This is a genomic window from Knoellia pratensis (assembly GCF_042666395.1).
Lineage (GTDB): Bacteria > Actinomycetota > Actinomycetes > Actinomycetales > Dermatophilaceae > Knoellia > Knoellia pratensis.
Window position 1 is genome coordinate 412,849 of sequence record NZ_JBHTDJ010000002.1, and the last position, 13,516, is coordinate 426,364.

Here is a 13,516-nt window from a genome sequence, read left to right on the forward strand (position 1 = left end):
GCTGACGAGTCGCTGACGCGCTCACTCGATTGTTTGACAGACTGGACCCTGCCGCCTGACTTCAGCGGCGCGGCATACCGAAGGAGACTTGACCCGCATGATCGACGACACCCTGCTCGAGGCCGAGGAAAAGATGGAGAAGGCCGTCGAGGTGGCCAAGGAGAACTTCGCCGGCATCCGCACCGGTCGGGCCCACCCCAGCATGTTCAACAAGGTGATCGTCGACTACTACGGTGCGCCAACCCCGCTGCAGCAGCTTGCGTCGTTCCAGACGCCCGAAGCGCGCACGATCCTCATCTCCCCGTTCGACAAGGGGTCGATGGCGGGCATCGAGAAGGCCCTGCGTGACGCCGACCTCGGGGTGAACCCGTCCAACGACGGCAACATCATCCGGTGCATCCTGCCGCAGCTCACCGAGGAGCGCCGCAAGGAGTACATCAAGATGGCGCGCACCCAGGCCGAGGACGCGAAGGTCGCGATCCGTAACATCCGCCGCACCGCCAAGGAGTCCATCGAGAAGTTCGTCAAGGACGGCGACGTCGGCGAGGACGAGGGCTCACGCGCCGAGAAGGACCTCGAGTCCACGACGAAGAAGTACGTCGACACCATCGACGAGGTGCTCAAGGGCAAGGAGACCGAGCTGCTCGAGGTCTGACCTCGAGCGGACGGCTCAGCGATGAGCGACTCACCCACGACTGACGGCTCAGCGGCCCCCGAGTCCCCGCAGGTCGCGCAGTCTGCGCAGTCCATGCAGTCTGCGCAGGCGACCAGATCGGCCCCGAAGACCCCGAAGGCCGGTCGCAACCTGCCTGCCGCCATTGGCGTCGGTGTCGGGCTGGCAGTCGTCGTGCTCGCCTCGCTGCTCGTCCGGCGCGAGGCCTTCCTCGTCGTCCTCGTGATCGCGATGGCGATCGGCGCGTGGGAGATGCGTCGGGCCGTGCGCCAGGCCGGCATCGAGGTGCCACTGGTGCCGGTGGTCATCGGCTCCGCGTCGATGGTGCTCTCCGCCTTCTTCCGTGGCCCCGAGGCGCTCTTCCTCACCCTTGGCCTCACCTGCGTCGGGATCCTGGTCTGGAGGGTCGCCGACGGCCTCGACGGTGCCATCCGGGACATCGGTGGGGCCCTGTTCGTGGCGCTCTACCCGTGCTTCCTCGGCGGGTTCGCGGCTCTGCTGCTCTCGGCCGACGACGGCCATCTGCGGATCATCTACTTCGTCCTTGTCACGGTTGCCTCGGACATCGGTGGTTATGCGTTCGGTGTCGTCCTCGGCAAGCACCCCATGGCGCCGTCGCTGTCGCCCAAGAAGTCCTGGGAGGGCTTCGCCGGGTCGGCCTTCACCTGCGCCGTCGTGGGCGCCGTGGGCATCGCCACCCTGCTCGACGGACCCTGGTGGAAGGGCGCCGTCATCGGTGGCGTGGTCGCTGCGACCGCGACCGTCGGTGACCTCATCGAGTCGAGCATCAAGCGCGACCTCGGCGTCAAGGACATGGGCACGCTGCTCCCGGGCCACGGCGGCCTCATGGACCGGCTCGACTCGCTCGTGGTCTGCATCCCCGTCGTCTGGGCGCTGCTCCTCTGGGCTACTCCCTGAGCTCTGGCATTTCCGCGCTACCGAGTCGGGCGACGTAGTGCCACACCCGTTTGAGTGACTGCTCGTCGTAGCGGCCGGTGCGTGACGCGTCGCCGATGATCGCCGGGTCGAGCAGACCATCGCTGGCGATCTCCTCGCCGAGCGACACGAACTCGGGGCCTCGGTAGTCCGGATGGCGACGCATCCCGTCGAGGGGCAGTCGGAAGCCGCTGTGCCACTCGACTGAGCAGCCCAACCGGTCGGCCGTCTCCTCGATCGAGGTGCCCCGATAGCAGGGGTCCAGGACCAACGCCTCCACATCGCGATCGAGGAGGAGCTCGCCGTGCACGTGAGCCTCGACGTAGTCATCGAGCACTTCGTCCCTGCTGGAATCGTCGGCCTCGGCCATCGCCACCAACGTCGACACCCGTGACTCGACACCGAAGTGCTCCGGCTCCTCGTAGCTGTCGGGGTAGCAGAACGTCGTGCGGCCCAGGGATTCCGCAGAGAGGCGGAAATGGGCCGAACCGAAGCGGGGCGAGCCACCGATCGCACGACCACGGAAGTTGAGCGAGCCGTACTTGGGCCGGTGGGCCGCATCGGCGTCGTCGTACGCGCCCGCGAAAATGCGGCTCTCCCACCGCCACCGGTCGCCGCCGGGGTGTGCCGTCAGACCACCGTTGCTGGTGCCGGTCTCGAACTGGGAACGGTAGCGCCCGTCCCGCGCCATCATCTCGAGGATCGGCATGCCGCCGGGTCCACCCACGAGCCGGTCGGGGTGGAAGTTCAGGGTCACGCGATGGGACGGCTCGACTGGACCACCGGTCGCGAGGGACGTGACGTGCTCGAGCGCGCGAGTGTGGGGCGGCACCATGGCGCCCACCTTCTCAAACCTGCTCCTGAGCGTGCGAGTTGGGCTCCCAACAGTGGGACACTTGATCTGATGACTTCCCTTCCTGAACCCACCGTCGGCCCTCCGGTGCCGGGGCAGTTGACCTTCAACGCGCCCCGCCGCGGCAAGCCGCCGCGCCACCTCGCGGACCTCTCTCCGGCTGAGCGCAAGGCCGCCGTCGAGGAGTTGGGCCACAAGGGTTTCCGGGCCAAGCAGTTGTCCACTCACTACTTCGAGCGGCTCGTCGAGTCGCCCGAGGAGATGACCGACCTGCCCAAGGCTGTGCGCGACCAGCTCGTCGCCGACCTCCTCCCAACACTGCTCACGCCGGTGCGGACCCTCGAGGCCGACCGCGGCGCGACGCTCAAGTCGGTGTGGCGGCTCCACGACGGCGCCCTCGTCGAGTCGGTGCTCATGCGCTACCCCAAGCGCGTCACGATCTGCATCTCCAGCCAGGCGGGCTGCGGCATGAACTGCCCGTTCTGCGCCACCGGCCAGGCCGGGCTCACCCGCAACATGTCGGCCGCCGAGATCGTTGAGCAAGTCGTCGACGCCAACCGCAAGCTCCGCCACGGCGCCCTCCCCGCGATCGGCGCGACCCACCCGGCCGAGGCCGGCCTGGGCGACGAGGCCGATGAGGACACAGCTGAGGGGTCGACAGGCTCCGCAGGACCGGAGCGCGTGAGCAACGTCGTCTTCATGGGCATGGGCGAGGCCCTGGCCAACTACAAGGCAGCGATCGGCGCGATCCGTCGCCTCACCGACCCGACCCCCGACGGCCTCGGCATGTCGGCTCGTGGCATCACGATGTCAACCGTGGGTCTCGTGCCGGCCATCGACAAGCTTGCTGCCGAAGGCATCCCGGTGACTCTCGCGCTGTCCCTTCACGCCCCCGACGACGAGTTGCGCGACGAACTCGTCCCGATCAACACCCGGTGGAAGGTCGACGAAGCGATCGACGCGGCATACCGCTATTTCGAGGCAACCGGCCGACGCGTGTCCATCGAGTACGCCCTGATCAAGGACATCAACGACCAGGCGTGGCGCGCCGACCTCCTCGGCAAGAAACTCACAGCGCGCGGCAAGGGCTGGGTGCACGTCAACCCGATCCCGCTCAACCCGACGCCCGGTTCCAAGTGGACGGCGTCGCGACGTGGGGTCGAGCAGCAGTTCGTCGAGCGCCTGCGCGCCTACGGCATCCCCACCACGGTCCGCGACACCCGCGGCTCCGACATCGATGGCGCCTGCGGCCAGCTCGCTGCCGCGACTCCCTGACGCTCGTCATGTTCCACGGCGGCGAGTATGCCGCCCGCTCAGCCTGCGCTTTTGGAAAAGCGCCGCGCCGAGTGCCTGTCATCTGGTGAGGCCCTGACCAGTTGACCTTTGTCGGCTCGGCCAAACTGGCTCTCCGAAGTCAACCGGTCAGCACGGTTTTCGTGTCTGACAGCGGCCTGTGTGGCGGGTGAAGGTCCAGTATCTGGGTGGGTGGTCGGGTCGCGGAAGCCGAAAGCGATGCGTCCGACGTGTTTGGCGAGGCGGGTGGAGCTCTCGGCGCGGGCGTCGCTGTATCCGATGGTGAGGGCTGCTTCGACCGCGAGCCGTCAGGCTTCGACGTCTCCGTGCAGGTCATCGATGGCGAGATGTGCGGCCGCCCCACCACAGTTGCCGGCATCCATAAGCGCTCCGACAAGGAGAGGCGACCGGGCCCTGAGCGGAGTCCTCCGAGCTACAAGGGGACCAAGGGGCCTTGGATGGGGCACCGCGACCGGCGAAGGTCACGCCATTCGAGGAGGTCGTGATGTCGCGTACCCGGCTGCGTCTCCGTCGCTCTTCAGCAGATCAGATTTCGGATCCGGCGCTCGAGACACTTGGAACATTCGAGGGGGCGATCACACCCGGCTGTTGATCTGGTTCAAGTCATGAGAGTCGAGTTGCTGGACAGACACCCTGCCCTCCCGCATGCACGAGTTTGTGTCGGTGTCGTCCGCGGAGGTGCGATGGCCAAGGCCACCTGTGTGGCCGAACTCGTGACAACCGACCTTGCGCCACCAGTAGTCGTCCGCAGGCAGCGTGCGCTCGTTGAACGACACGGTCCACAGGTCGCATCGCAGGAGATTGTTCGTGCGCTGTGAGCACTGCGCGTATCCCCACCAGGTAGCGTCGTAGAAGTTGTCGGCGACATAGATGTCACCAGAGCCGAAGGCGGTATTGATGTCACTTCGGTTGAGTTGGGCCATGCCCTGGTTCCGGGCAACGACGCCGCGTGGCGTCAAACTGGGTGACGTGACGTACTGGGCAGTGTTGTCGGGCGGAAGTAAGTCTCCGTGGTCCGTCGGCAGCGAGGCCAGTGCGCCCAGTAGGACGATCGCGGTGAATTTTGTCCCTGGCATGTTTCCTCTTGGTCGGCAGGATGTCGCTATTGGGGGTCGCCCATGGGGTGGGCCGTTAGTTCCCCTCGCCGAACGCGGTCACCGGCCTGCGTGACGGCCTTCTCCAGCCCCGTCGCACTCAGGCCCGACGTGCTCTCGGTGAGACTGTTCTTGGGCCCAGAAACGCGAGCCACCGCGCCACCGGAGTCGCTGTCGATTCGGCCTTGCGAACCGACGAAGATGAATGCTCCGGGTTGCGATGCGCTCGACCGCAAGAAAAAATACGCGGACTGCTGCAGCGCTGTCCAAGGGCGACCCTGGATGGATATCGCCTCGTCCCCAGCCCACGCCTCTTCAAGCATGATGACCTGCTTCCCCGTCCACCCCGTCGACGAATAGACCACCTTCTCGACGTTCGCCGTCACCTCTCGAAACCGAAGGTCGTCGCCCGGTGAGACTTCATCGCCCTGACGTGCCGAAACTGGAGTTGCCAGCACTACTAGGTGGGACGCGGCCGTCAGTGTGTCGAGCGTGTTGTAGAGGGGGCCGTCCACCTCAAGGGTTCGGACATCGTCTGGCGGGGCTTCGGCGGACGGAACGTCCGAGCACCCAGCAACCCCAAGAAGTGCGAGCAGGGCGATGACCACACTCACCGATGACGACCTCAACAGCATGGCCCCTCCCAACCCATGGCACCCTTAAGCCCAAGGTAGGGGACTGGGTAGCCTCGTGCAAGACCCTTAACGAATCACGAACACTGCGGGCGGAACGCGCACTCGGCCTGCCACGGAAGCCACAAACTCTCGACGCTCTCATGGTGCTGCAGAAGCTGACGGCGTCGCGCCGCGGGGTTGAGCAGCAGTTCGTCGAGCGGCTGCGCGCCCACGGCATCCCACGACCGTGCGCGACACCCGTGGTTCCGACATCGACGGCGCCTGCGGTCAGCTCGCTGCCGCGACTCCCTGCATCGTCTCACCACGCCGACGGTGGCGTATGCCGCCTGCGCCCCCTGCTCGTCATGTCCCGTCCCGGGACCCGGGACCCGGGTCCCGGGTCCCGGGTCCGCGGTTCCTTGGGCGAGTGTGTCCAGCGGGGCTACTGTGGGGTAATGCGCCTGCGCCTGCGAACTGCTGCGGTCGGCATCGTCGCCGCCCTGACCCTGTCTGCTTGTGGCAGCACGCTGCCCGACAACCTTCGCGGTGAGGACTCGCACAGCACCACCCACGCGGCGTCCCCGGCAGCGGCGAAGGCCAAGAGCAAGCCGGAGCCCGCGGATGTCGCTTTGCGTCCGGGCGAGACGTTCGAAGAGCTGTCCATGGCGGCGAAGTACACCCCCAAGGCCCCGTTCGGCACGGGCACCGACGACTACCGCTGCTTCCTCGTGGACCCGAAGTTCGCGCAGGACATGATCGTCAGCGGCGTCAAGATCGAGCCCGACAACCCGGCGGCCGTGCACCACGTCATCCTCTACAAGGTCGACCCGGCCAACGTCGCCGCGGCCAAGGCCAGGGACGCGAGGGACGCCGAGCAGGGCTGGACCTGCTTCGGTGGATCGGGTGTCGACAGCGGTCCCGCCGCGCAGCTCAACAACGCCGAATGGGTCGGCGCGTGGGCTCCCGGTGGTGGCGAGCGGGTCATGGCCGACGACATCGGCATCCCGCTGGCCAAGGGCTCGCGCATCGTCATCCAGATGCACTACAACCTCCTCGCCGGTGGTGGCGCCGACCAGAGCAAGGCTCGGTTGCGTCTCACGCCCGCCAGCGCCGGCAAGAAGACCCCCCTCGAGACGATGCTCCTCCCGGCCCCGGTCGAACTCCCGTGCCGCAAGGGCACCCCCGGCGAACTCTGTGCCCGCACGCCCGCCGTCGCCGACATCCGCAAGCGCTTCGGCGAGGAGGTCGCGACCGCAGACCTGCTGCACCTGCTCTGCGGTGAACTCAAGCCCGGGCCAACGCAGTCGTGCACCCGCCCGGTCACCGAGGCCGGCTTCATCCGCGCCGTCTCGGGTCACATGCACCTGCTCGGCAAGTCGATCACCGTCGACGTCAACAAGGGCACGCCTCAGGCCAAACGGGTTCTCGACCTCCCGGTGTGGAACTTCGACGACCAGGGTGCGATCCCGCTCACGACGCCGTACGCGGTCAAGAAGGGTGACAAGGTCACCGTGACCTGCACCCACGACCAGGCGCTGCGCGACGTCCTCCCGGCCTACAAGGGGACCAAGGAGCGCTACGTCGCGTGGGGCGAGGGCACGACCGACGAGATGTGCCTCGGTATCGTCCTGTTCACGCGCGCGAGCTGAGCACCAGCTCGGCGGCTTCGTCGATGGTGTCGACGAGGTGCACGACCCGACCCATGCCGCGCTCGCGCCCGAGTGCCTCGATGGCGTTCCACACCGGCACTTCGCGTGACCAGTGGTCGACACCGACGAGGACCAGCGGCGCGAGAGTGCGCGCGGCGTCGGCGTAGTACAGCGGCGTGATCGACTGGAAGATCTCCTGCACCGTGCCCGCGGCACCATGGAGAACGACGAGGCCAGCGGTCGAACGCGCAAGAAGCCCGTCCTCACGGATGGCGTTGCTGAAGTACTTCGCGATGCCGTTGCAGAAGACGTTGGGCGGTTCGTGCCCGTAGAACCACGTGGGGATGCCGATCGAGCGAACTGCCGTGTCCGGCAGGGGGATTCGCACGATGTCGTCGTAGACGTCCAGAGCCAGCCTGGCCCAGTTCGCGATCGAGGGACGGAACGTGGGTATGCCGGCCAGTCGCCCGAGTGCCTCGCTCACCACAGCATCCGACGGGCACAGCGCGCCGAGGTTGGCCGCCTCCATGGCGCCGGGCCCACCGCCGGTGGCGACGACCAGACCCGCGGAGGCGAGCTGATGTCCAAGACGTGCGGCACCGGCATACGCCTCGCTGTCGCGCATCAGCGCGTGTCCGCCCATGACGCCGACGACGGGTGCGTCGCCGACGAACTCGGTGAGGGCGTCACTCACGGAGTCGTCGTGGATGGCGCGCAGGAGGGTGACGAAGACGTCACGATGGAGGTCGGCTTCGTGTGACCAGGAATGGGCGCGCGCATCGGGGGTCTGCTCGTAGCCGTACTTCGTCAGGCCCGCATAGAGCTCGTGGGGTTGGTAGAGGCTCGAGCGGTAGGGGTTGACGGGGGCGTGCGGGTCCGTGGGGAAGACGAGCGCTCCGTGGAGTCGCAGGTGCTCGTCGAGCTCGGGGGAGAGGCGGCCGCCGAGGACGACGACGCCGTCGAGGTCGGTCCGGGCGAGGAGCCGGTCCTCGTGGCGGGTGAGATCGAGGTCCTGCAGCCGCAGACCCGACAGCGGAGCTCCACTCGCGACGGCGACATCGAGGTCGCGCAGGCTCTCGATCTCGTCCATGACGGCATCCTGCCATGGCCTCTTGACCGGTACAGAGATCGCCACTACTGTAGCGGTACAGAATCCATGAAGGAGCACCCGATGGACCTCTTGCCATTCGCCTCGATCACGGCCGACAGGGCCATGCGGCGCCACTTCGACACAGCGCGCGTCGACTCCATGTCGGAGCCACGCGAGCCCGCTGTCGCGACAGCCGTCCCGACCTATCGCGGAGCCACGGCCCTGCGGGCGCGCTTTGCCGGCCTGCTCTACCGCGGCGCGCGCGCCGTGGAGCCGTGCGGCTACCGGCAGTCGGCGACACGCTGACCCGCCGCGTGCCCGCGACTCAGGGGGACGCGCTAGCGTCGCCCGTGCGAGCCGACCGGCTCGACGAGAGCGAGGCGGGCGTGGGCAGGGTGACGCTCCAGACCGTCGCCGACAAGGTCGGCGTGAGTCGGATGACGGTGTCCAACGCGTTCTCGCGCCCGGACCAGCTCTCCGCCGCCCTGCGCGACAAGGTCCTCAAGGCGGCCGACGACCTCGGCTACACCGGGCCCGATCCGGCGGCTCGCGCTCTGGCTCGCGGCTCGACCGGGTCCATCGGGGTGTTGTTGTCCAACAGCCCAGCGGACGCGTTCACGGACGAGATCGCGGCAACCTTCTTCAGCTCGATCGCTGCGACCCTGTCGCCCCAGGGCATCGCCCTCACCCTGCTGTCGAGCGAGCCGTCCGGTGACGTCATGCCCGCTCGGGACGTGGCCATGGACGGCGTCATCGTCTACAACTGTGACCCCCAGACCGGGGCTCGCGAACAGGTCGAACGCCGCCAGCTGCCGCTGGTCCTCGTCGACCAGCCCAACGCCAAGGGCTTCTCCAGCGTCAACGTCGAGGACCGCGCTGGCGCCCGGGCAGCGGCCCAACACCTCGTCGACCTGGGCCACACCAGGATCGCCCTCATCGTGAAGGCCGGGGACCCGCCCTTCGGGATCGTTCCGGCGGCCATGGCCCAGGGGCAGGGCTACGCCTCCATCGAACGCCTCGCCGGCTGGACCGACGTGCTCACCGCTGCCGGCATCGAGCCGGTCGTCCTGCTGCTGCCCCTCGACTCGCGTGACGGCGGTCGCGGTGCCCTGGACGAGATCCTTGCTGCCCAGCCCGGCACCACAGCCATCCTGGCCTTCTCCGACGCCATCGCCGCGGGTGTCCTGCTCGACGCCCAGGACTCAGGGATCGCGGTCCCCGATCAGCTGTCCATCGTCGGCTTCGACGACAACCCGCTCGCAACCCGCCTGCGCCCCCAGCTCACGACGGTCCGGCAGGACGTCACCGAGAAGGGCCGACTCGCCGCCTCCATGCTCATCGACGCGATGCAGGATCGTCGGGCCGGTCGCACGACGAAGCGCCGGGCCGTGACTCTTCCGACCGAGCTCGTCGTCCGCGGCTCGACCGGAGCCCCCGCCCACTCCTGACGACTGCGTTTCCGCGTGACCTCTTGCTCGACAACCCGTTCGCAACCTGCCGTCGGGCTGTCTGCATTGCGCTCGGTGGATAGGGTCGGGGTATGCCTGCCGTGACCCAGAAGTCCGTGCTCTCCTCCGCCCCGACCCAGCTGTTCATCGCGGGGGAGTGGCGTGACTCGCTCAGTGCCACGACATTCCCGGTCCAGGATCCGGCGACCGGGTCCGTGTTGGTCGAGGTCGCCAACGGGACGGTGCCCGATGGGGCTGCTGCGCTCGACGCAGCCGTTGCCGCACAGGCGGATTGGGCTGCGACGGCACCTCGGGTGCGCGCCGAGATCCTGCGTCGCGCCTTCGACCTGTTGACTGCGCGCGTCGAAGAGTTCGCCATGTTGATGACGTTGGAGATGGGCAAGCCACTGGCCGAGGCCCGCGGTGAGGTCGCCTACGGCGCCGAGTTCTTCCGGTGGTTCAGCGAGGAGGCCGTGCGGATCCATGGGCGGTATGCCGTCAATCCCGCTGGCGGGTCACGTCTCCTGACGCTCCAGCGGCCGGTGGGTCCGACCTTCATGATCACGCCGTGGAACTTCCCTCTGGCGATGGGGACCCGCAAGATCGGGCCGGCCATCGCGGCGGGATGCACGATGGTCGTCAAGCCGGCCCACGAGACGCCGCTGTCGATGCTCGCGCTCGCTGCGCTGCTCGAGGAGGCTGGACTACCGGCCGGTGTGCTCAACGTGGTGACGACGGCGGACACGGCAGTGGTGTCGGAGCCGATCATCCGCGACCCGCGACTGCGCAAGCTGACTTTCACCGGGTCCACGGCCGTCGGACGGCGTCTGGTGGAACAGTCGGCGGAGCAGCTGCTTCGGGTGTCGATGGAGCTGGGTGGCAACGCTCCCTTCCTCGTCTTCGAGGATGCGGATGTCGATGCAGCCGTGGATGGGGCGATGCTTGCCAAGATGCGCAACATCGGCGAGGCGTGCACCTCGGCCAACCGGTTCCTCGTGCACGAATCCGTGGCTGACGAGTTCTCTGCCGCCCTGGCTCGTCGAATGGGCGGGCTCACCGTCGGCAAGGGCACGAAGTCCGGTGTCGACGTCGGCCCGCTCATCACCGACAAGGCCCGGGAGGGTGTCCACGAACTGGTTCGCGACGCCGTTGACCGTGGCGCCACGGTGCTGACCGGTGGCGAGAAGATTGCGGGCCGCGGCCACTTCTATGCGCCGACCGTGCTGACGGGAGTGCCCGCTGGGGCGCGAGTCCTCACCGAGGAGATCTTCGGGCCGGTCGCACCTATTACGACCTTCGCCGACGAGGCGGAGGCGATCCGGGCGGCGAACTCCACCGAGTACGGCCTCGTGGCCTATGCCTACACGCGCGACCACGGCCGGGTGCTGCGCATCAGCGAGGCGCTGGAGTTCGGGATGGTCGGCATCAACACCGGCATCGTCTCCAACGCCGCGGCCCCGTTCGGTGGCGTCAAGCACTCCGGCTTCGGTCGAGAGGGTGGCTTCGAGGGCATCCACGAGTACCTCGAAACCACCTACGTCTCCCTCAACCCCTGACCCCCACCACGTTCGACTTCGTGCCCCGCACGGACATGCCCGATCGGCCGAAGGCCTCCTGCGCATGTCCGTGCGGGGCACGAAGTCGGGTTGCTCAGGCGTCGATGCGGAGGGCTTCGACGGGGGCCACGGCGACGGCTCGGCGGGCCGGACCCTGGGAGGCCACGAGGACGAGCGCAGCGCCCGCGGCGGCGATGACGAGAAGGACAGTGAGCGGCATACCCCACACGAAACCCTCGGTCGGTCCTCCGATGAGGGCCTGAGCGCCTGCGGACCCGTAGACGAGGCCCAACACGATCCCGAAGAGTACGGCCGATGCTGACAGCGCGACGGACTCCTTCGTGATCATCGTGCGCACCTGGCGGCGAGTGAAGCCGAGCGAGCGGAGAAGCCCGATCTCGCGGTGACGCTGGATGACGGTGAGCGACATCGTGCTGACGAACCCGACGGCCGCGATGATCGCCGAGATGACGATGATGCAGATGAGGATCGTCGACGTCACGGCAAGGGCCTGATCGGCCTGAGCCGCCTGAGCGGGATCCATCTCCCACGACGTCACCGACGACCGCAACGCCGACATCCCGGACGCGAACGTCGTGACGAGCGTGACGCCGATGACGAGCCCCATCGTGGACCGCGTGGTACGCAGCGGATCGAGCAGCGCGTTGCGTCGGGCGACGACGCTGGCTGGGTCGTTGCCGAGCAGCCGGCTGAAGGTGGCGACGACGCGCGGGATGACGAAGCGGGCACCTATGAGCAGGCCCGTGCCTGACCCAGCGGCCCCGAAGAAGGCGAGGACGAATCCGACCCCGGGCTCGGACTCACCGAGCAGGGCACCAAGGGTCAGGACGAGCAGCCCGCCGACGATTCCCAAGGTGGCCAGAATGACTCGGATGACCGAGGACTTGCGTGGAGCGGGGGAGTACGCCGCGGCTCCCGCCAGAGCGGCTGCCGGCGTCACCTGCAGGACCCGCCGAGAACCCAGCCAGCCGGCGACCGTGGCCGAGATCGTGATGGCCCCGAACGCTGCGAGCAGCTGCGGATCAACCCATCGGTATGCCGCTTCCGGCAGCGTCTCGCGTGCCACCAGGATCGCTCGGGCCAGGTGGGTCAGGAGGGTTCCGCCGACGACACCTGTCAGGGCGCCGACAGCTCCCACCGTGGCCGTGCCGCGCATGACCGACGTGCGCAGCTGTCGCCCGCGTGCACCGAGGAGGCGGAGCAGGGCGATGTGGCGCAGCCGACCGGAGATCACCGTGTCGACGGCGTTCACGATGACGACCGCGCCGACATAGAGGGCGATCAGGATGAAGACTCCCGCGACGATGCCGAGCATCAGCGACATCGCGCCGCCCGACTCGGTGCTCAGCGTCGTGAGGATCGACGACGTCATGATGAGGATCGCGGCATACGCTCCGCACAACCCGGCCACGAGACCTACGGTCCCGAGCTCGCGAAGGCTGCCAAGCGTGAGGTTGCGTCTCATGCGGCACCGACCTCGAAGCCGATGAGCAGGTCCGAGATCTGCTGCGGGGTGAGGGCGCCGTGGTCGCCGACGAGTCGGCCGTCGGCAATGACGAGGATGCGGTCGGCGTAGGAGGCAGCGACCGGGTCGTGGCTCACCATGGCGATGGTCTGGCCGTACTCGCGAGCAGCGGTGCGCAGCAACGTGAGCACCTCGCGCGAGCTTCGGGAGTCGAGGTTGCCCGTCGGCTCGTCGGCAAAGATGACCGAGGGGCGCGAGGCAAGGGCGCGGGCGATGGCGACGCGCTGCTGCTGGCCACCGGAGAGCTCGCTCGGCCGGTGGGTGATGCGGTCGGCGAGACCGAGCGTGCCAACGAGGTGGTCGATCCACGCCTGCTGATCGGCGTCGATGCGACGACCGGCGAGCTCGAAGGGCAGGAGAATGTTCTCGTGGGCCGACAGCGTCGGGACGAGGTTGAATGCCTGGAAGATGAAGCCGACCTCGCTACGACGCAGTGTGGTTCGGGCATCGTCGCCGAGGTGGGTCAGGGCGGAGCCCGCGAGCATGACCTCCCCGCTCGTGGCGTCGTCGAGACCGGCCGCGACGTTCATGAAGGTCGACTTCCCCGAGCCCGACGGTCCCATGATCGCGGTGAACCCACCGCGGTGGATGTCGACGGTGACCTCGTCGAGGGCGGCCACCCTGCCGGTGCCCTCGCCATAGATCTTGGAGACCCGACGAAGTGAGACGACGGGCTGAGCAGTGCTGTGCTGCAACGATTCTGAGTTCATGCCTGCAACGCTAGGGACGCTGGGACCGCAGCA

The 13,516-nt window shown here is 67.9% G+C and carries 13 protein-coding genes; 7 read left to right on the forward strand and 6 right to left on the reverse strand.

The window, feature by feature from the left end; translation table 11 throughout:
- Positions 1–97: 97 nt before the first annotated feature.
- Positions 98–655 (forward strand): ribosome recycling factor, encoded by a 558-nt coding sequence (gene frr, locus ACFQRE_RS09090; RefSeq protein WP_380121333.1) that lies wholly within the window; start codon positions 98–100, stop codon positions 653–655.
- Between the two features lie 21 nt (positions 656–676).
- Positions 677–1,591 carry a phosphatidate cytidylyltransferase gene (locus ACFQRE_RS09095; RefSeq protein WP_380121337.1) on the forward strand — a complete coding sequence of 305 codons (915 nt, stop codon included), beginning with the start codon at positions 677–679 and terminating at the stop codon, positions 1,589–1,591.
- On the opposite strand, the gene ACFQRE_RS09100 is transcribed toward ACFQRE_RS09095, so the two are convergent.
- A complete protein-coding gene (locus ACFQRE_RS09100) occupies positions 1,581–2,444 on the reverse strand; it encodes a DUF3626 domain-containing protein (RefSeq protein ID WP_380121339.1) in 864 nt (287 codons plus the stop codon). The two genes, ACFQRE_RS09095 and ACFQRE_RS09100, sit on opposite strands and share 11 nt — an antisense overlap.
- A gap of 69 nt (positions 2,445–2,513) precedes the next feature.
- Between ACFQRE_RS09100 and rlmN the strand changes: the two genes are divergently transcribed.
- Positions 2,514–3,737: a 23S rRNA (adenine(2503)-C(2))-methyltransferase RlmN gene (rlmN, locus tag ACFQRE_RS09105; RefSeq protein WP_380121341.1), complete on the forward strand. Its 1,224-nt coding sequence runs from the start codon at positions 2,514–2,516 to the stop codon at positions 3,735–3,737.
- Positions 3,738–4,351: 614 nt separating this feature from the next.
- Here the strand turns inward: rlmN and ACFQRE_RS09110 are convergent.
- Both ACFQRE_RS09110 and ACFQRE_RS09115 read right to left on the reverse strand, forming a co-directional pair.
- Positions 4,352–4,699: a hypothetical protein gene (locus ACFQRE_RS09110; protein ID WP_380121343.1), complete on the reverse strand. Its 348-nt coding sequence runs from the start codon at positions 4,697–4,699 to the stop codon at positions 4,352–4,354.
- A gap of 179 nt (positions 4,700–4,878) precedes the next feature.
- Complete coding sequence (locus ACFQRE_RS09115) at positions 4,879–5,484, reverse strand: hypothetical protein (RefSeq protein ID WP_380121346.1); 606 nt, start codon at positions 5,482–5,484, stop codon at positions 4,879–4,881.
- 455 nt (positions 5,485–5,939) lie between these two features.
- Here ACFQRE_RS09115 and ACFQRE_RS09120 point away from each other — a divergent pair, with 455 nt between their 5' ends.
- Positions 5,940–7,133, forward strand: a complete 1,194-nt coding sequence (locus ACFQRE_RS09120) for a monooxygenase (protein ID WP_380121348.1) — start codon at positions 5,940–5,942, stop codon at positions 7,131–7,133.
- Here the strand turns inward: ACFQRE_RS09120 and ACFQRE_RS09125 are convergent.
- Positions 7,117–8,223 carry an LOG family protein gene (locus ACFQRE_RS09125; RefSeq protein ID WP_380121350.1) on the reverse strand — a complete coding sequence of 369 codons (1,107 nt, stop codon included), beginning with the start codon at positions 8,221–8,223 and terminating at the stop codon, positions 7,117–7,119. The genes ACFQRE_RS09120 and ACFQRE_RS09125 overlap by 17 nt on opposite strands.
- An 81-nt stretch (positions 8,224–8,304) precedes the next feature.
- Here ACFQRE_RS09125 and ACFQRE_RS09130 point away from each other — a divergent pair, with 81 nt between their 5' ends.
- From ACFQRE_RS09130 to ACFQRE_RS09140, 3 genes are all read left to right on the forward strand, one after another.
- Entirely contained in the window at positions 8,305–8,529 is a 225-nt protein-coding gene (locus tag ACFQRE_RS09130) for a hypothetical protein (RefSeq protein WP_380121352.1), read from the forward strand.
- A gap of 44 nt (positions 8,530–8,573) precedes the next feature.
- Positions 8,574–9,671 (forward strand): LacI family DNA-binding transcriptional regulator, encoded by a 1,098-nt coding sequence (locus ACFQRE_RS09135; protein ID WP_380121354.1) that lies wholly within the window; start codon positions 8,574–8,576, stop codon positions 9,669–9,671.
- A gap of 92 nt (positions 9,672–9,763) precedes the next feature.
- Positions 9,764–11,227, forward strand: a complete 1,464-nt coding sequence (locus ACFQRE_RS09140) for an NAD-dependent succinate-semialdehyde dehydrogenase (RefSeq protein ID WP_380121356.1) — start codon at positions 9,764–9,766, stop codon at positions 11,225–11,227.
- Between the two features lie 94 nt (positions 11,228–11,321).
- On the opposite strand, the gene ACFQRE_RS09145 is transcribed toward ACFQRE_RS09140, so the two are convergent.
- Complete coding sequence (locus ACFQRE_RS09145; protein ID WP_380121358.1) at positions 11,322–12,713, reverse strand: FtsX-like permease family protein; 1,392 nt, start codon at positions 12,711–12,713, stop codon at positions 11,322–11,324.
- Positions 12,710–13,483 (reverse strand): ABC transporter ATP-binding protein, encoded by a 774-nt coding sequence (locus ACFQRE_RS09150; protein WP_380121360.1) that lies wholly within the window; start codon positions 13,481–13,483, stop codon positions 12,710–12,712. Before ACFQRE_RS09150 ends, ACFQRE_RS09145 begins: the two co-directional genes overlap by 4 nt.
- Positions 13,484–13,516 lie beyond the last annotated feature (33 nt).